General features: G+C 64.1%; 14 protein-coding genes. 9 read left to right on the forward strand and 5 right to left on the reverse strand.

The genetic code is table 11. The features are described from left to right. A complete protein-coding gene (locus BWQ92_RS20005; RefSeq protein WP_076802575.1) occupies positions 1 to 198 on the reverse strand; it encodes a hypothetical protein in 198 nt (65 codons plus the stop codon). Between the two features lie 75 nt (positions 199 to 273). Continuing rightward, complete coding sequence (locus tag BWQ92_RS20010) at positions 274 to 1,341, reverse strand: hypothetical protein (protein ID WP_236783012.1); 1,068 nt, start codon at positions 1,339 to 1,341, stop codon at positions 274 to 276. A gap of 559 nt (positions 1,342 to 1,900) precedes the next feature. Here BWQ92_RS20010 and BWQ92_RS20015 point away from each other — a divergent pair. Further along, entirely contained in the window at positions 1,901 to 2,866 is a 966-nt protein-coding gene (locus BWQ92_RS20015) for a methylenetetrahydrofolate reductase (protein ID WP_076802577.1), read from the forward strand. Between the two features lie 81 nt (positions 2,867 to 2,947). Then, entirely contained in the window at positions 2,948 to 5,281 is a 2,334-nt protein-coding gene (gene metE, locus BWQ92_RS20020; RefSeq protein ID WP_076802579.1) for a 5-methyltetrahydropteroyltriglutamate--homocysteine S-methyltransferase, read from the forward strand. 147 nt (positions 5,282 to 5,428) lie between these two features. On the opposite strand, the gene BWQ92_RS20025 is transcribed toward metE, so the two are convergent. Next, entirely contained in the window at positions 5,429 to 5,938 is a 510-nt protein-coding gene (locus BWQ92_RS20025) for a DUF2004 domain-containing protein (protein ID WP_076802581.1), read from the reverse strand. 45 nt (positions 5,939 to 5,983) lie between these two features. Continuing rightward, a complete protein-coding gene (locus BWQ92_RS20030) occupies positions 5,984 to 6,901 on the reverse strand; it encodes a LysR family transcriptional regulator (RefSeq protein WP_076802583.1) in 918 nt (305 codons plus the stop codon). Between the two features lie 443 nt (positions 6,902 to 7,344). Here BWQ92_RS20030 and nrdH point away from each other — a divergent pair, with 443 nt between their 5' ends. The 4 genes from nrdH (at position 7,345) to nrdF (ending at position 11,400) form a co-directional block, all read left to right on the forward strand. After that, positions 7,345 to 7,590, forward strand: coding sequence for a glutaredoxin-like protein NrdH (nrdH, locus tag BWQ92_RS20035; protein ID WP_076802586.1), 246 nt, complete (start codon positions 7,345 to 7,347; stop codon positions 7,588 to 7,590). Positions 7,591 to 7,645: 55 nt separating this feature from the next. Then, positions 7,646 to 8,152: a class Ib ribonucleoside-diphosphate reductase assembly flavoprotein NrdI gene (nrdI, locus tag BWQ92_RS20040; RefSeq protein WP_236783013.1), complete on the forward strand. Its 507-nt coding sequence runs from the start codon at positions 7,646 to 7,648 to the stop codon at positions 8,150 to 8,152. 26 nt (positions 8,153 to 8,178) lie between these two features. After that, positions 8,179 to 10,335 (forward strand): class 1b ribonucleoside-diphosphate reductase subunit alpha, encoded by a 2,157-nt coding sequence (gene nrdE, locus BWQ92_RS20045; RefSeq protein ID WP_076802588.1) that lies wholly within the window; start codon positions 8,179 to 8,181, stop codon positions 10,333 to 10,335. A 90-nt stretch (positions 10,336 to 10,425) separates the two neighbouring features. Then, positions 10,426 to 11,400 (forward strand): class 1b ribonucleoside-diphosphate reductase subunit beta, encoded by a 975-nt coding sequence (gene nrdF / locus BWQ92_RS20050; protein ID WP_076802591.1) that lies wholly within the window; start codon positions 10,426 to 10,428, stop codon positions 11,398 to 11,400. A gap of 69 nt (positions 11,401 to 11,469) precedes the next feature. On the opposite strand, the gene BWQ92_RS20055 is transcribed toward nrdF, so the two are convergent. After that, positions 11,470 to 11,859: a hypothetical protein gene (locus BWQ92_RS20055; protein ID WP_076802593.1), complete on the reverse strand. Its 390-nt coding sequence runs from the start codon at positions 11,857 to 11,859 to the stop codon at positions 11,470 to 11,472. Positions 11,860 to 12,149: 290 nt separating this feature from the next. On the opposite strand from BWQ92_RS20055, the gene BWQ92_RS20060 reads away from it, so the two are divergent. The 3 genes from BWQ92_RS20060 to BWQ92_RS20070 are packed head-to-tail and all read left to right on the forward strand — an operon-like array spanning position 12,150 to position 18,885. Then, entirely contained in the window at positions 12,150 to 16,376 is a 4,227-nt protein-coding gene (locus BWQ92_RS20060; RefSeq protein ID WP_076802596.1) for an nSTAND1 domain-containing NTPase, read from the forward strand. Further along, entirely contained in the window at positions 16,373 to 18,211 is a 1,839-nt protein-coding gene (locus tag BWQ92_RS20065) for a sensor histidine kinase (RefSeq protein WP_076802599.1), read from the forward strand. The genes BWQ92_RS20060 and BWQ92_RS20065 overlap by 4 nt, the downstream gene beginning before the upstream one ends. Continuing rightward, positions 18,208 to 18,885, forward strand: coding sequence for a response regulator transcription factor (locus tag BWQ92_RS20070; protein ID WP_076802601.1), 678 nt, complete (start codon positions 18,208 to 18,210; stop codon positions 18,883 to 18,885). The genes BWQ92_RS20065 and BWQ92_RS20070 overlap by 4 nt, the downstream gene beginning before the upstream one ends. Positions 18,886 to 18,897 lie beyond the last annotated feature (12 nt).

Here is an 18,897-nt window from a genome sequence, read left to right on the forward strand (position 1 = left end):
TCAGTCGATGTCTTCGACGATCGTCCCGTAAGGGATCGTGTCGTCCAGGTGTGCCTGGTGTCCCCGGGGAACAAAGAGTACCCGGACGCCATGCAGCTTGTCCGCTGCCGACTGGAGAAGGACCGGACGGACCATGTCAACGAAGCTCGGGTCCTTGCCAACGAGATATTCCTCGTAGCTGGCTGGTAGCTGGATCATGGCATCAGAATAGACCTGATCCTGGGCCAAGGGGAGTGCCCGGGGCATCCGCCCGGGGCACTCCCACGCAACCTGTTACTGGCCGCCGGACGTTCCGGTGGCCACCTCAGCCTGGGCCGTCTTACCGTAGACGTCCTTGCTGACCTGGTAGGCGTGCTTGTCCAGCTTCAGCGCCTCCTGGTTGACTTCCTTCAGCTTGGCATCCGTGAGCTGTTCGATCTTGACGAGGTCCAGCGTCTCCTGTTCGGTGCCGCCTACCGCTGTCACCTTGACCAGGCCAGTTCCTGCCGAATAGAGCTTCCGCTGGTGGCCACCCGCCGGCTCCAGCGGGTTGCGTTCGTCGATCACCAGGACATCGTCATAGCACCCGGTGGCAACGCAAACATGCTCGTTCTGCTGGATGACCTGGCCGCAGTCCAGGAAGTCGACGGCCGGTGCGTGGGCCTGGACGTAGCTGGGCGTGTTGGTCTGCGGGTCGGCCTTCATGGCGATGCCGGCCTGGGCCTTGTCCAGGCTGTGGATGAAGGTTGCGGGTGCGCCGATGAACTTTCCGTTTTCAAATTCCTCGGGGTATTCGCCGAACAGCCAGACGTCGCCGCCCTCGGTCTGGGCGAAGAAGGCAAGTTCGGATTCCACCAGCTCGCCGTCAGCGTAGTCGCGGTCCCACAGGACCTGGGTCTTCACGCCGTCGATGACCTTGGTCAGCCCGGTTACCGAGTGGATCACCGTCCGCTTGGTGGTTCCTTCTGCACTCTTGACCTCGCCGGTGGTGGTGTACTGCATGCCCGGCTTCAGCGGGAACCACTTGTTGTCGACGTTGGGGGAAGCCTGGAACTGGGAGGAATCGAAGTTGATCGCGGATCCCGGACCGCAAAATTCATCCGCGCGGGCTGTGCCGGAGGCGCCCGGAGAGGCCGATCCCGAAGTCCCGGAACCGCTTGGGGCGGACGCCGGCGCGGTCACCGGGGCCGACGTCGCTGTCGGCGCGGCGGAACCGGACGTCTGCGGGGCGGTGTTTTGCTGCCCGCCGCACGACGTAACGGTGGCCAGCGCCAGAACGAGCACAAGGGCGGAGCCCGCCCCCGTGCGTGACAGGGAGCCGGAGCGTGACAGGGAGCGCTGCGGTTTGGAAAGCTGGAACATCTGGATGGCCTTTCGCCGTGGGGATAGCTGGCTTATGTTCTCTCGGGACGATTCACCGGGGAAGAACCAGAAGGAGCATCCAGCCTCCTCAACCTGAGACCTTGCCGAATCCGTTACGACGTGACAAAAGAATGGACTAATTTCTGCGGTTTGAAAAGAGGTCTGCGGGCGCGCTTTGGACGGTCTGTCAAGGCAAAAGAGCCCTTTAACGAAGATAATTCTGGACGGGCCATCCCATCGGGCGTAAAGCAGCGTCTTAATTCGGCGCCAACTTGAAGCCGTCCCCGGCCGGCTTCTAGAGTTTTATACAAGTTACCGAGGTAACGTGTCAGCGATCCTCCGCTGCGGATGTGCCGCCTGCCGGCCGCCAAGGAGGGTGTGGGTGCCCCCATGTGGGCCTGACATTTGCTCACGGTGGACTTCCTTTCAGGCGTAACAGTCGCGGCTGCGCCCTGCCGAAGTCCGTCCCGTGTTCCCCAAACTCAATTCATTGACCGCATGCTGCCCGGCTTCCCGCCACGGCAGCGCCGCCTTCAATGGCCCAAAGCCAAGGACGCAAATGTCACCACCAAGCCTTATTGAAACACATCCAAATCTTTCCGACACCGCGCCGGTGGCGCTCTCCTATGAGCTCTTTCCGCCCCGTTCGCCCGCTGCCGCCGAGACCCTGTGGACCACCATCAGGGAAATCGAGGCCACGGACCCCGACTACGTGTCGGTCACGTACGGTGCCAGCGGATCCAACCGGGACACCGCCGTCGAGCTGGTCAACCGTTTGGTGCTGGAGACCACCCTGCGCCCGCTTGCCCACCTGACGTGTGTTGGCAACACGCCGACCGAGCTCGCGGAAATCATCGGTGAACTGCTCGACGCCGGCGTCCGCGGCATCCTCGCCCTCCGCGGCGACCTGCCCAAGGACAGCGACGCACCGGTCAACGGTTCGCTGCGGTACGCGCAGGACCTGATCGAGCTCATCCGCCGGGTGGAGCAGCGGCGTTCGGCCCTGCTGTGCGCCGGCAAGGTTGCCGTCGGCGTGGCTGCCTACCCCACGCGGCACCCGGAATCGCCCAGCGAAGCCCATGACGTCGAGGTGCTGCTCGCCAAGCAGCGCTCGGGTGCCGACTTCGCGATCACCCAGGTGTTCTTCCATACGCAGCAGTACGCGGACCTCGTGACGAGGGCCCGCAGGGCCGGTGTCACCATTCCCATCATTCCCGGTGTCATGCCGCTGACGAGCCTGCGGAGGCTCAAGCGGCTCGGCGAGTTGACCGGCGTCGAACCCGCACCGGAGCTCATCGAGCGGATGGCGGCGGCGGATAGCGACGCCGAACGGCTGCGCATCGGCGTCAACGCAACCGTAGACCTGGCCAATGCAGCCCTGGACGCCGGCGCGCCTGGACTCCATATCTACACGTTCAACGAACACCAGAGCGCGCTGGAAGTGCTGGACAAGCTGTCGCTTGCCCGGCCGGCACGCCCCTCGGGCCGCCTCAATACGCTTGCGCGCCGCCAGCTCGCCAGCTGACCGCATTCGTCAGCTTTCAAGCTGACCGTATTCCTCCCCGAGACATTTACAGCTTTTCTAACGACTTCTAAGGAATTTCGCATGCCTGAAAATAACGCCACGCCGTTCCCGTCCGCATCCATCCTCGGCTACCCGCGCATCGGCCGCCGCCGCGAGCTGAAGAAGGCCGTCGAAGCATACTGGGCCGGCAAGATCGACGCCGCTGCGCTTGACGCCGCCGCCAAGGAAATCCAGCTGGGCACCGCCAAGCGCCTGCAGGGCCTCGGCCTCACCGAAGCCGCTGCGGTTCCGGGCACCTTCTCCTTCTACGACCAGGTGCTCGACGCCGCGGCGCACGTCGGGGCCGTTCCGGCCCGTTTCGGCAACCTGCTCAACGCCGAGGGACAGCTGGACATCGATGGCTACTTCACCCTGGCCCGCGGCAACAAGGAACAGCAGCCGCTGGAAATGACCAAGTGGTTCGACACCAACTACCACTACCTCGTCCCGGAAATCGGCCCGGAGACCAACTTTGCGCTGACCTCCAACCGCATTGTTGAAGAGTTCGAATACGCCCTCGCCAACGGCGTGGAGACCCGCCCGTACATCGTTGGCCCGGTCACGTTCCTGCTCCTGAGCAAGGCTTCAGACGACGCCCCTGCCGGTTTCAGCCCGCTGTCCCGCCTCGAGGACGTGCTGCCGGTCTACTCCGCGCTGCTCGGGAAGCTGGCAGCCGCCGGCGCCAGCTGGGTCCAGTTGGACGAGCCCGCCCTGGTGGTGGACCAGGACACCCCTGAGCAGGAGATCCAGGCCGCCGTTGCCCGTGCCTACGAGGTCCTCGCCGGTGCCGCCAGCCGCCCGCAGCTGTTCGTCTCGACGCCGTACGGCGCCCTGAACGGCCAGCTCGGCACCCTGGCTGCCACCAACATCGACGCCCTGCACATCGACGTCTTCAAGGGAGAGGTTCCTTCCTCCGCAGCACTTGCCGCTCTGGGCAGCAAGACCCTCGTTGCCGGCGTCGTTGACGGCCACAACATCTGGCGCAACGACCTGCAGGCCTCGGCCAACAAGATCGCCGAGCTGCGGAAGAGCGTGGCCAAGCTGGCCATCAGCACCTCCACCTCCACCCAGCACGTCCCGCACGACGTCGCGGAAGAGGTCCAGCTGTCCGAGCAGCTGCGCAGCTGGCTGGCTTTCGCCGACCAGAAGGCCGTTGAGGTTGTGACCCTGGCCGGCCTGCTGGCCGACGCCGCCGCAGTCCAGCCGGCCATCGACGAGGCCACCCGCGTGATCGCTTCCCGCGCCGAAGCCGAGGGCGTGCGCCGCGCCGACGTCCGCGCCCGGACCGAAGCCCTGACCCCGGCCGACTTCAACCGCTCCGAGTACTCGGTCCGCGAAGCCGCCCAGGAAGCAGCGCTGAACCTGCCGCCGCTGCCCACCACCACCATCGGCTCCTTCCCGCAGACCTCGGAAATCCGTTCGGCCCGCGCCCGCAACAACAAGGGCGACCTGACCGACGAGCAGTACGGGCAGCTCATGAAGGACGAGATCAAGCGCGTCGTGGAGCTGCAGGAAGACCTCGGCTACGACGTCCTCGTCCACGGCGAGCCCGAGCGCAACGACATGGTCCAGTACTTCGCCGAGAACCTGGAAGGCTTTGACGTCACGGTCCACGGCTGGGTCCAGTCCTACGGCTCCCGCTGCACCCGTCCGTCCATCCTCTGGGGCGACGTCACCCGCAGCGCCCCCATCACGGTGGAGTGGGCCAAGTACGCCCAGTCGCTGACCAGCAAGCCGATGAAGGGCATGCTGACCGGTCCGGTCACCATCCTGGCCTGGTCCTTCGTCCGTGACGACCAGCCGCTGGGGGAGACCGCCAACCAGGTGGGCCTGGCGCTGCGCGACGAGATCGCCGACCTGGAAGCTGCCGGCATCAAGATCATCCAGGTTGACGAGCCCGCCCTGCGTGAACTGCTCCCGCTGCGCAAGGCCGACCAGCCCGCTTACCTCGACTGGTCCGTCAACTCCTTCCGCCTGGCCACTGCCGGTGCCGCTGACGCCACGCAGATCCACACCCACCTGTGCTACTCCGAGTTCGGTGTGATCATCGACGCCATCGACGGCCTGGACGCCGACGTGACATCGATCGAAGCCGCCCGCTCCCGCATGGAGGTCGTCCACGACCTCGAGTCCCACGGCTTCGGCCGCGGCGTCGGACCCGGCGTTTACGACATCCACTCCCCGCGGGTTCCGGGCGAGCAGGAAGTCACCGAACTGCTGAGCACCGCCGTGAAGCACGTCCCGTCCCGCCAGCTCTGGGTCAACCCTGACTGCGGACTGAAGACCCGCGGCTACGCCGAGACCGAAGCGTCCCTGCGGAACCTGGTCTCAGCCACCAAGACAGTCCGCGCGGAACTGCTCGAAGGCGCAAAATAGGAATGTAGCCGCTGATCGAGCTTGAGACGCCGACGGCGGGCGGTCACCAAAAGGTGACGGCCCGCCGTCGGCGTTTAAGCATCGACTGCTGCGTAGACGCCCTTATGCGCGCTCAAAAGGGCGCTTACGGAGCAACCGATGCGGGGTTCAGGATTCCCAGACGATCTCGTCGTCGACGACGCCGTCCTCGTCTGCGGAAGCGACCAGGACCTCATCGGTGAAGTGCTCGCCCAGGGTGAAGTCCATGACGAAGTACCGTTCGGGCTGGCCCGGGTAGATTCCCACGTGGCCGAGTTTCAGTGCCTTCAGGAACACGGCGTTGGTGAGCTGGCTCCTGTCCTTCACGCCGAAGACCTTCTGCAGGTGCTCTTCCTTGATGGCGTTGCAGTGGAATTGGAGGTATTCCTGCGGGCTGGTGCCCTCCTGCTCGAGCTCCTCGGCAATCATCTCCCTGACCTCATCCACGAGTTCGGGGAGGTAACGGAGCCGGTAGTCCACCTTGTGCATTGCCGCTTCATCGAAGTGGTCGTTGGCGTTGATGTTCAGATCCAGCTCAAGGCGTTGGCCGGCGAGTTCGTGCTCCGCGGCAATGTTGTGGTCCCTGCCGTGGTTCAGCTCGATTACTCCGAAGTGCTGGCTCGCTACCTTGGTGGTCATATCTTCAACATAGACCCGAAAAGCAGAGCATTCCAGCATCGGGGGTCATTTAACTGACGATGCCAGCCCGCCCAGGGTTTCGGCCAGCAGGTCCACGAACAGCTGCACCCGGGCGGTCTTCTTGTCGTTGATCAGCAGGGCGAAGACGTTGCGGGCCAGCCTGATTTCGGGGACGTCCAGCACCACGACGCCCGCCGGCCGGTGGAGCAGCGCCAGCTCCGGCACCAGGGCTGCGCCCAGCCCGGCGGCTGCCATCTCGAGGCTGGCATGGAAGTCGTCGCTGTGGGCCACCACGCGGGGGTGGAGATTGCAGCCGGCGAAGAGCCGTTCAATGACGGTGGCGTCACTCGTGCCGGGGTGGTGCATGATCCACGGCATGTCCGAAAGGTGGTCCGCGGCGACCTTCGCGTCGGTGCGGAAGCCCCAGCCGGCGGGAAGGACCACGCGGAAGTTGTCGTCGCCGATCCACTGCCGGTTGATGGTGTGCGGCCAGGCCAGCCCGGACTGTCCCACCTGGTACACGAGGGCCACGTCCACGTCTCCGCCAGTGCGCAGCCCCTGGATGGTCTGGGCGGGCTCAGCCACGGAAACCCGCAGGTCGATTCCGAGGCCCTTCCAAGCGGGACTCCGCAGAATCCGCGGCAGCACGTAGGTTGCCAGGCTGGGGAAAATGCCCAGCCGGAGCTCCTGGCTTGTGGTGTCCTGCGTCTTCGATGCGGCTGCCATCAGCGCCTCGATGTCGGTGAGGACTTTCGCCGCGTGGCGCGCCATCACCATCGCCGCATCGGTGGGGACCACGCTCCGGGCCGAGCGCTGGAACAGGCGGACGCCCGTGTCCCGCTCCAGGGCGGACATCTGCTGGGACACGGCCGAGGCGGTGTAGCCAAGACGGGCTGCGGCGGCTGCGAACGATCCCAGCCGCGTGACCTCAAGGAGGGTCCTCAAATGCACGGGGTTTACCACCAGCCAACCTTACTCCGGCGGCCCGGCGGCGGGTTAAAAGGGCGGCCGGGTTGTGTGCGCGGCCACTTAAGCGGGGCTTGCCGGGGTGCCGCGACACGCCGTCTTCGGGACGACACGCTGGCGTTTAAATGTGTCTAACTACTCCACAGGGTGTGGATTCCGTCCGCCAAAATGCCGGAAATCCGGACAATTTGAGGGTCCCTGCCTGTGGATTAAAAGTGCATTAAATGACATACTTGTAATACATCATCTTGGGGTCCCATCCGGGGCCGCGCACTACATGTAGTATCGACATACAGATTGAGCGGGAGACCGGCGCAGCCAGTACCGGACAGTAGGTCCGGGCAGAGTCCACCGCTACGATGCCAGAGATTTGAATACAAGAGACACAAGCAAGGTCTCAGAAGAGTGCAGCAGTGACTTCAACAAAGGGGACAGGAACCATGACCGTTACGGTTTACACCAAGCCGGCCTGCGTACAGTGCAACGCTACCTACCGTGCGCTGGACAAGAAGGGCATCGCCTACCAGAGCGTGGACATCTCCCAGGACGCGGACGCCCTCGAGCGCCTGAAGTCACTCGGCTACATGCAGGCGCCCGTCGTCGTCACGGACCAGGACCACTGGTCCGGTTTCCGCCCGGACAAGATCGAGGAGCTGGCGCTGAGCGCCTCCGCTTCTGTGGCCTAAGGCTGCGCCCACGCCATTTCCGGCAAAGAATTCCCAACTAGGTGAGGTGACTCCCATGGCTGCGCCGGCACTTGCCGATGCGCCGGCCGCAGCCCGTGCTGCGAACACGACGCCCGTCAACCAGACACCGCCCGTGAACCAGACCCAGAGCCGCCTCATCTACTTTTCCTCGGCCTCCGAAAACACCAGGCGCTTCATCGAGAAGCTCGGTGCGGACGCCGCCAGGATTCCCCTGCATGCGAAGGATGAACCCCTCGTTGCCTGTGAGCCGTTCGTGCTCGTGGTTCCCACCTACGGCGGGACAGGCGGCGAGGGTTCGGTGCCGAAGCAGGTCATCAGATTCCTGAACAACCCGGATAACCGCCGCCTGCTCAGAGGCGTGATCGGGGCCGGAAACACGAATTTCGGGGACAACTACTGCATGGCGGGCGACATCATTGCCGCCAAGTGCAAGGTCCCCCACCTTTACAGGTTCGAACTCATGGGTACGCCGGAAGACGTTTCCCGTGTACAAGAAGGATTGGAAGAGTTTTGGACACGACTGTCGCAGACACAGAAGTAACCAGGCCCGAAGGAAAGGACGCGTCCATGGACACGGCTGTTGAAAAGCAGGAGAAGCCGGTGCTCCCCGCTGCCTACAAGGGCCTGGGCTACCACGAGCTGAACGCGATGCTGAACCTGTACGGTCCGAACGGCGAGATCCAGTTCGAGGCGGACCGCGAGGCCGCCCACCAGTACTTCCTGCAGCACGTGAACAACAACACGGTCTTCTTCCATGACCTCGAGGAGAAGCTCGACTACCTGGTGAAGAACCAGTACTACGAGCGCGAAACCCTTGACCAGTACACGATGAACTTCATCCGTGACCTGTTCAACCGCGCCTACAAGAAGAAGTTCCGGTTCGAGACCTTCCTGGGCGCGTTCAAGTTCTACACCTCGTACACGCTGAAGACCTTCGACGGCAAGCGCTTCCTGGAACGCTACGAGGACCGCGTCTGCATGGTGGCCCTGCACCTGGGCCGCGGCAACGAGGAACTTGCCACCCGCCTCGTGGACGAGATCATCGACGGCCGCTTCCAGCCGGCAACGCCCACGTTCCTTAACGCCGGCAAGGCCCAGCGCGGCGAGCTCGTCTCCTGCTTCCTCCTGCGCATCGAAGACAACATGGAGTCGATCGCCCGCGGCATCAACTCCGCGCTGCAGCTCTCCAAGCGTGGCGGCGGTGTTGCCCTTTCGCTGACCAACATCCGTGAGCACGGCGCGCCGATCAAGCAGATCGAAAACCAGTCCTCCGGCGTCATTCCGGTCATGAAGCTCCTCGAAGACAGCTTCTCCTACGCCAACCAGCTCGGCGCCCGCCAGGGTGCCGGTGCCGTGTACCTGCACGCCCACCACCCGGACATCTACCGCTTCCTGGACACCAAGCGGGAGAACGCGGACGAGAAGATCCGCATCAAGACCCTCTCCCTCGGCGTCGTGATCCCGGACATCACGTTCGAGCTGGCCAAGAAGAACGAGGACATGTACCTGTTCTCGCCGTACGACGTCGAGCGCGTCTACGGGGTCCCGTTCTCGGAGGTCTCGGTCACCGAGAAGTACTACGAGATGGTGGACGATTCCCGGATCAAGAAGACCAAGATCAGTGCCCGCGAGTTCTTCCAGACCCTCGCGGAGATCCAGTTCGAGTCCGGCTACCCGTACATCATGTTCGAGGACACCGTAAACCGGGCCAACCCGATCGACGGCAAGATCACCATGAGCAACCTCTGCTCGGAAATCCTGCAGGTCTCCACGCCGTCCATCTACAACGAGGACCTCACGTACCAGACCGTCGGCAAGGACATCTCCTGCAACCTCGGTTCGATGAACATCGCCAAGACCATGGATTCACCCGACTTCGGTGCCTCGATCGAGACCGCCATCCGCGCCCTCAGCGCGGTATCGGACATGTCCTACATCAACTCGGTGCCGTCCGTGGCCGAGGGCAACGGTCAGTCGCACGCCATTGGCCTTGGGCAGATGAACCTTCACGGGTATCTTGCCCGTGAGCGGGTCCACTACGGCTCCGAAGAGGGCCTGGACTTCACCAACATCTACTTCTACACCGTGCTGTTCCACGCCCTGCGTGCTTCGAACCGGCTCGCCATCGAAACCGGCCAGACGTTCGGCGGCTTCGAGAAGTCCAAGTATGCCAGCGGTGAGTTCTTCGACAAGTACACGGAGCAGGAGTGGGCCCCGGAGACGGAGCGCGTCCGCGAGCTGTTCGCCGGCACCCACATCCCCACGCAGGATGACTGGCGCGAGCTGAAGGCCTCCGTCATGGAGCACGGCATCTACAACCAGAACCTGCAGGCCGTGCCGCCGACGGGCTCGATCTCCTACATCAACAACTCCACCTCCTCGATCCACCCGGTGGCGGCCAAGATTGAGATCCGCAAGGAAGGCAAGATCGGCCGCGTCTACTACCCGGCGCCGTACCTGACGAACGACAACCTGGATTACTACCAGGACGCGTACGAGATCGGCTACGAGAAGATCATCGACACCTACGCCGCTGCCACCCAGCACGTGGACCAGGGCCTGTCGCTGACGCTGTTCTTCAAGGACACCGCCACCACCCGCGACATCAACAAGGCCCAGATCTACGCCTGGCGCAAGGGCATCAAGACGCTCTACTACATCCGCCTCCGCCAGCTCGCGCTGGAAGGGACTGAGGTGGAGGGCTGCGTCAGCTGCATGTTGTAGTTTCAACTAAATCGTGAGAGTACGACGGCGGGTGCCCGCCCGCCGTCGTACGCTTTAAGTAAGAACCCACCCAACTTTTTAGGGGATGACATGACCGAAAAGGTCAAGCTGCTGAGCCACGTCGAGGCCATCAACTGGAACCGCATCCAGGACGACAAGGACGTGGAGGTCTGGAACCGCCTCGTCAACAACTTCTGGCTCCCGGAGAAGGTGCCGCTGTCCAACGACGTCCAGTCGTGGCACACGCTCACCCCGGCCGAGCAGCAGCTGACCATGCGCGTGTTCACCGGCCTGACCCTGCTGGACACCATCCAGGGCACCGTCGGCGCCGTCAGCCTGATCCCGGATGCGCTCACCCCGCATGAAGAGGCCGTGTACACCAACATCGCCTTCATGGAGGCCGTCCACGCCAAGAGCTACTCCTCGATCTTCTCCACCCTGTGCTCCACCAAGGAGATCGACGACGCCTTCCGCTGGTCCACCGAGAACGAATACCTTCAGAAGAAGGCCCAGATCGTCATGGACTACTACCAGGGCGACGATCCCCTGAAGCGCAAGGTGGCCTCCACGCTACTCGAGAGCTTCCTGTTCTACTCCGGCTTCTACCTGCCGATGTACTGGTCCTCGCGCGCCAAGCTTACGAACACCGCAGACCTGATCCGCCTGATCATCCGCGATGAGGCCGTGCACGGCTACTACATCGGCTACAAGTTCCAGCGCGGACTGGAGACGGTTTCCGAGGCGCGCCGGCAGGAGATCAAGGACTACACCTTCGAACTGCTCTTCGAACTGTACGAAAACGAAGTCCAGTACACGCACGACCTCTACGACGGCGTCGGCCTGGCCGAGGACGTCAAGAAGTTCCTGCACTACAACGCCAACAAGGCACTGATGAACCTGGGCTACGAGGCCATGTTCCCGGCCTCAGTCACCGACGTGAACCCGGCCATCCTCTCGGCCCTGTCGCCGAACGCGGACGAGAACCACGACTTCTTCTCGGGCTCGGGTTCGTCTTACGTCATCGGCAAGGCCGTGAACACCGAAGACGAGGACTGGGACTTCTAGTTCTACTGTCGCTGGTTCATCAGCCGTGACGAGACCCCGTTCGCATTCTGCGGGCGGGGTCTTGGCGTCCTATTCGTCGGCTTCGTAGCGGGACTGGAATCTTTCGGCGGTCATGGCATAGCCATCGGTGCCGTCTTCATTGTTGAACACCACAAAGTCACCCCTGCTGTAGTGGGAGCGGCCTTCCTTGGTGGGCACGCTGCCGGCTTCGGAGGCAACTTCGGCCCAGACAGGTGTGCTTTTCACGTAGGCACCCCGGTGGACCTGCCTGTAGGTGGCGGCGAAAACTTCCGCGTCGACAGTGTGGATGTCGCCGTCGTCGTCCACCAGCCAGTCCCCGGGCTTGCACGTCTGTTCGCCGCCCCACTTGCGGTACGTGAACCCCTCCGTGTCCAGGCGCAGCGGTACGGCGACCACGTAATGGTCAGGCCTGCGCCTATAGCGGCGGAGCTCACTCAAAGCGGTCCCTCCCTTCAGGCAAGGGGCAGGTCAATGCTGTGCCGAGATCAGTGTCCCTCACATCCCGTACCGCGACCAGCACGTGATTTTTGGTGCACGGATAAGGCACTGCATGCAGGCCCCGTGACCCTTGAAGCCGGTGACGCCCGGGTGGAATATTGACTGTAAACAGCCACCGGATCGGTGATATTCACGCAGACCGAAGGGACGGATGCTGGCGTAGGGCCGGGGAACTGGGGCAGCGAACTTCCGTGCGGCTGGGAGATTGGCTTCCGCGGGCAGGAGACGGCATGTCACGTGTTTTCCTGAGTCATTCCAGCCGGGATACCGGGCAAGCGGTCGCCCTCAAGCAGTGGCTGGTAGAGCAGGACCCCGGCCTTGCCGAGGAGATCTTCCTGGACCTTGACCCAGTGACGGGCATTGCGCCGGGGGAGCGGTGGAAGGAAGCGCTGCTTCGGGCCAACGAGCGGTGCGAGGTGGTGATCTGCCTGCTCTCCACCAGCTGGGAGGACTCCCGCGAGTGCATGGCCGAGTACCGGACCGCGGAGAATTTGGGAAAGCTGATCCTGTGCGCCCGGCTTGAGCCTCTGGCTGAGGAAGGCGTCACCGGAGAATGGCAGCGTTGCGACCTCTTCGGCAACGGACCCGCCACCGAAATTCCACTTCGCGGCGAAGTGGATCCTGTAGTTTTTCTCACGGAGGGCCTGCGGCGGCTGCACCAGGGGCTGCGCCGTGCAGGGATTGGGGCGGAGCACTTCGTTTGGCCCCCGCCGCACGATCCTGACCGGTCCCCCTACCGGGGATGGGAACCTTTCGAGGAAGCGGACGCGGCCGTATTCTTCGGCCGGGACGGACAGATCGTCCGTGGCCTGGATGCGCTGCGCACCATGCGCAGCTCCGGCGTCGAGTCGCTTTTTGTGATCCTGGGTCCCTCCGGCGCCGGCAAGTCGTCGTTCCTGCGGGCAGGCCTCGTGCCGCGGCTGCGGCGTGAGGACCGGCAGTTCCTGGTGCTGGATACGGTACGCCCGGAGCGCAGCCCCCTCACCGGGGACCGGGGCCTTGCCAGCGCGGTCCACGCCCAGCGCACGCATCTGGGACTGGACACCCCTACTCTCGGGGCCATCAAGGATGCCTGCAGCAGAGTGGATACGCTGCAGGTCGGGGAATGGCTGGATGACATCCGGAGAGTCGCCGCCGAGCGGCTGCTGGAGGTGCCGGCCGGGACTGCGCCGCCCACCCTCGTCCTGCCGCTGGATCAAGCCGAGGAACTTTTCAGTGCCGACGCCGGCCCCCAGGCTTCCCGGTTCCTTGAACTGCTGGCCGGTTTGCTGGAGCACGAATATGGGACCACGCCGGCACTAATGGTTGCCGCAACGGTCCGTTCGGATTTCTACGAGCCATTACAGACCGCACCTGAGCTGGCGGGAGTTAAGAGCGTTGTCTTCGACGAGCTCAAACCGATGCCGGTCGCCCGGTTCAGGGAGGTCATTCTTGGGCCGGCAGCACGGGCCACCGGGGCCGGGAGACCGCTGGACATCGAGCCCGTCCTCGTGGATCGGCTGCTGGAGGATTCCGTTCAAGGTGCGGATACCTTGCCGCTGCTCTCACTGACCCTGGCACGCCTGTACCGCGACTACGGCGGCGACGGGGACCTGCGTCTGGCGGAATACCACGCGATGGGTGGAATGCAGGAGGTGGTGCAGCACGAAATCGACACCTTGCTTTCCCCGGACCCGGCAACGCGGCGAGGCCAGTTGGAGCGGCTGAAATCGGCGTTTATCCCCTGGCTGGCAACCATCAACCCGGACAACGACCAGCCGGTTCGCCGGATGGCCCGCCTGTCCGATCTGCCGGCCGACGCCCGGCCACTCATAACTGCCATGGTGAGCCGGCGCCTGCTGGTCGGGGATGAGCGGGGCGGGGAGACCGTCGTCGAAGTAGCTCTGGAGAGCCTGCTGCGCCAATGGCAGGACCTGACCGGATGGCTGGCCGCCGAGCAGGAGGATCTTAAGGAGGCCGACAACCTGGAACGCGCAGCAACTGCCTGGGAACGCAGCGGCCGCAACGAGGCATGGCTCTTCGAAGGAGAAAGGCTGAGTGGTGCCGAGCGACTGTTCGATAAGCCCGGGTTCCGTGACCGGCTGGACACTGCCAGTGGTTTCCTCCGCGCCTCGCGAAACCGGGAAGAGGAACGGCTTGAAGCTGAGAAGCGGCGGCAGGATGCCGAATTGCAGGCTGCCCGCGACAAACAGGAAGTGGCCGCGACGCACGCAGAGGATATACGTAAACGGGCCCGCATACTCAGGATCGTCCTGGCGTCAGCGGTGGTCATCACCATGGTTGCCGCAGCTGCCTTCATCTGGGCCTCCTTTGCAGAGCGCGAGGCCATTGCACGCGACCGCGAAGCCACAGCCCTTCGTCTTGTAACGGAAGGCCTGGCCATGCTGGAGGGGACCCGCAATGGCGGCGATGTAAACGGTCTTAAGCGTATCCTCGCCGCACAGGCGATTGCCTCGACCGCAGAAGGCGAAAGCGCACTGCTGAGCGCCGTCAACATGAAGGGCGACCTGCAAAAGGTCATTGAAACGCGGACAAGAATCAGCAGTTTGGCGTTCAGCCCGGACGGCAACAGGATCCTCACCGGGGGATCAGATGGGACGGTGCGGCTGTGGGATGTTGTGACTGGCCAGGCTGCGGGCGCGCCCATGGCCGGACACAAGGATGCGGTGACGAGTGTGGCGTTCAGCCCCGACGGCCGGCACGTGGTTTCCGGCGGTGACGACGGCACCTTGAGGTTATGGGACGTGAAGACCGGCCGCGCTTTCGGTGACCCGCTAACCGGACACAAGGATGCCGTGACGAGTGTGGCGTTTAGCCGCGACGGCGGCCACATGGTTTCCGGTGGCGACGACGGCACCTTGAGGCTGTGGGACGTGAAGACCGGCCGGGCGCTCGGCAAGCCCCTGACCGGGCACAAGGATGCGGTGACGAGTGTGGCGTTCAGCCCGGACGGCCGCCGGATCCTTTCCGGCAGTAGCGATGCAACCTTGAGGTTGTGGGATGCGAAGACCGTCCGGGCATTCGGCGAGCCGCTAACCGGACACAAGGAAGCCGTGACAAGTGTCGCCTTCAGCCCCGACGGCCGCCGGGCACTCTCCGGAAGCCGTGACGCAATGGTGCGGCCATGGGACTCGACGACGGGCCGTGCAGCCGGCAAACCGATGCAGGGGCATAAGGGCACGGTGACGAGTGTGGCGTTCAGTCCCGACGGGCGCCGAGCTGTCTCAGGCGGTGCTGACGGGACGGTCCGGGTGTGGGACCCGCAGACGGGCCGGGCCGTTGGCGAACCGATGGTCGGAAACAACCGTGGTGCGGTGACGAGTGTGGCCTTCAGTCCGGATGGGCGCCGGATCGCGTCCGGGGGCAACGACACCACATTGCGGCTGTGGGAGCCGGACCCGGGGCGGGGCGTCGGGCAACCCATGACTGGACACAAGGATGCAGTGAGGAGTGTGGCGTTCAGCCCCGATGGCCGCCGGATCCTTTCGGGGGGTAACGACGGCACACTCCGGATATGGAACCCGGACACGGGCCGGGCTGTCGGTAAGCCTCTCACCGGCCACAAGGATGCGGTGACGAGCGTGGCGTTCAGCCCCGACGGCCGGAGGATTGTCTCCGGTGGCGCCGACAGTACGCTGAAGCGCTGGGACGCCGCGGCCGGCCGGGCTGTCGGTAAGCCTCTCACCGGCCACAAGGATGCGGTGACGGGCGTAGCGTTCAGTCCCGACGGCCGCTGGATCGTCTCCGGCAGTGCAGACGGTTCGGTGAGACGGTGGGACGCAGAAGCGGGCCGGGCCCTGGGCGATCCGATGACCGGCCACAAAGATGCCGTGACGAGCGTGGCGTTCAGTCCCGACGGCCAGAGGATTGTCTCCGGCGGCGCCGATGGGACGGTCAGGCGGTGGGACACAGAAACAGGCGGCGCGGTAGGGGATCCTTTGACGGGGCACAAGGATGCGGTGACGAGCGTTGTGTTCAGCCCAGACGGGAGCCGTATCGCCTCCGGCGGTACCGATGGCAAGGTGGAGCGGTGGGACTCGGAAACGGGCGAGACCCTCGTCAAGCCGATTGCCGGACACGAGGGGCCGGTAGACAGCGTGGCGTTCAGCCCCGACGGACTCCGAATCAGCACCGGGGGTGATGATGGCACCGTTCGGCTGTGGGACGCCGAGACCGGCGAACCCCTCGTCAAACCAATGCGCGGACACGAGGGCCCGGTGTACAGCGTGGCGTTCAGCCCTGACGGGCGGCGGATCGCCACCGCGGGCGACGACAGCACGGTGAGGCTATGGCCCTCGCCCCTCACCCCGTCCGATACATTGTGCACGAAGCTTTCCCAAAACATCAGCCACAGACAGTGGCGTGACTGGGTGTCTCCGGGCATCGACTACATCAAGGTCTGCCCCGACCTTCCAGTTCCCCCTGACGCGCCAGGAAACCGTCGGAGAGACAAATGACTCCGCGGCAACTCACTGCAGTCATCGGGGTGACGGCGGGCTTCGTAGTCCTGGTCCTGGTGTGTATCGATTGGTCCCCCACAGCCCTGCAGGATCCTGCCCGGACATTGAGTTTGAACGCCCAAGGCGTACTCCGCTGGGGGGAGAACCCGAACCGGATTCCGTTCACTGTTTTTGAGTTGACGTTGTTCCTGCTCGTCGGCCTGGCATTCGTTCTCGCCGGCGTGACGGCCTGGCGGAGCCGGCCGTTCCGGAACCCCGGGCTGCTGTTGGTGGTGGCCGGCTGGCTCTGGCTGGCGTCGGGGATCCGCCGTTCCAGCGACCCCGTGGCCTTTACGCTTGGCGTGACTCTGACGCTGATGTATCAGCCGCCCCTGTTGCAGTTGGCCCTCAGCTTTCCGTCGGGTGCCCTTAGAACTCGAATCGAGAAGGCCGCCGTGGCCGGTTTTTACGCTTCCTGGCTGCTTGCCCCCGTAGTAGCCTGGGCCTTCCTGGACCCACGTCTGCATGCCACCGTAGGTGAATCCACGTCCCGCAATCTGCTGCTTCTATGGGACAGCCCGCCGCTCGTGGCGGCCCTCGGAAATGCCGTCCGCACATTCCAGATCTCGGTGGGAATCGGGATTGTAGTGGTCCTGATCCGCCGATTGCGTGCTGGAACAAAGGCCTACCGGTCGGCATTCCTGCCCCTGTGGCTCGCCGTGATCGTCAAAACTGCGGCCACTATATGGGTATCACTGGCGGTGGCCCAACTGTCCGGATCCCTGTCCTCGGAAGCATTGCTCTGGCAATACCCGGCGACCGCCGTGGTGCCGCTGGCAGTCCTGTTTGGGCTGTGGCGCTACCGGTTCGCGCGGGGCGCCCTCGGTGACCTCATGGTGGAAGTGGGCTCAGCCCCCGTCAGCGAGAGACTTATCGGCGCGCTTCGGCGATCAGTCCATGACCCCACCCTCTCTTTGTATTATTGCCTGCCCGGCCAGGCGTCTTTTGTTGACAGCAAGGGGAGTCCACAGGCGCTGCCGGATGGCGCAAATGGACGCGCCTCCATGATTCTGGAACGCCACGGAACACCAGTCGGTGCTTTGGTCTTCGATGAGGCGCTTCTGGATCAGCCGCAGCTGCTGGCAGCAGTCCGCAGTGCGACTTCGCTGGCGCTGGAAAACCAGCAGATGGAACAACAGCTCCGGGACCAGCTCGTTGAGGTCCGCCGCTCCAGGGAGCGGATAGTTACCGCCGGAGACTCCCGTCGCCGCCAGCTGGAACGGGACCTGCACGACGGAGCCCAGCAACGACTGGTTGCGGTGTCAATGGAGCTGGCACGTGCCCAGCGGGCCAGGGACTCGCAGGAGGTACGAAGCCTGGTCGAGCAGGCACAGGCCGATCTTTCGGACGCACTTGAGGAACTCCGCGAACTCGCAAGGGGTGTCTATCCGCCTTCGCTACGGGAGAGGGGGCTGGCCGGCTCCATCACCGCGCTCGCGGAACGGTCGCCGCTGCCCATAAAGCTGGACATCAAGGGATGCAACGGGCTGCCGGCCCACGTGGAGTTGGCTGCCTACTTCATTTGCGCTGAGGCCACCACCAACGCTGCGAAGTACGCCAATGCCTCTTTGGTAGGAATCTGCATCGACGGAAACGAAGGAGAGATCCGAATGGAGATAACGGACAACGGAATCGGTGGTGCACAGCCGGGACCCGATGGGGGCCTACTGGGGATAGCGGACCGCGCCGCGGCACTCGGCGGTACGCTGGCAATTGACAGTCCCGCAGGCAAGGGGACGACGATCCGTGCCGTCCTACCCTTCTCCGCAGACCCGGAACGCGGCCTGCCATGACACTGCGGGTTGCCATTGCTGATGACTCTGCTCTGCTCCGCCGCGGGCTAGCCGCCCTGCTGGAATCGGAGGGCCTGGAGATCGTGGGTGAGGCTTCTGACGGGGCGCAGCTACTGGAAGTGATTGACGAGCACGGCGCGGATGTGGCCGTCGTGGACATCCGCATGCCCCCCAGTTACACCGTTGAGGGCATCCAGGCGGCTGAAACGATAAAGAGCAAACACCCGGACGTAGGCGTTCTCCTGCTCTCCCAGTACGTGGAAACGGAAAACGCGATGTCCCTCCTAAAGAGCGGTGCCAAAGGATTGGGCTACCTGCTCAAGGAACGGGTATCCGACGTCGACGAATTCATTGACGCATTGCACCGCGTCTCTTCCGGCGGCACAGCGATCGACCCGGACCTGGTCACACGCCTGATCGCCCGCCCGCACAAAGGCCACTCCCCAGGCGATGACCTCACGGACCGGGAGAAGAGCGTCCTTGAACTGATGGCCGAAGGGCGAACCAACCAGGCCATCGGAAAATCGCTCTTCCTGGGAGAACGCACGGTCGAGGCGCATATCCGAAGTATTTTCCTGAAGCTCGATTTGCGGCCTGAGCCAGAGGACCACAGGCGGGTGCTGGCCGTTCTCACGTATCTGCGCGGGGTCGGTCAGGGCCGCGGCTCACAGTAGTCAGCATGCGGC

Source organism: Arthrobacter sp. QXT-31, assembly GCF_001969265.1.
Taxonomy (GTDB): domain Bacteria; phylum Actinomycetota; class Actinomycetes; order Actinomycetales; family Micrococcaceae; genus Arthrobacter.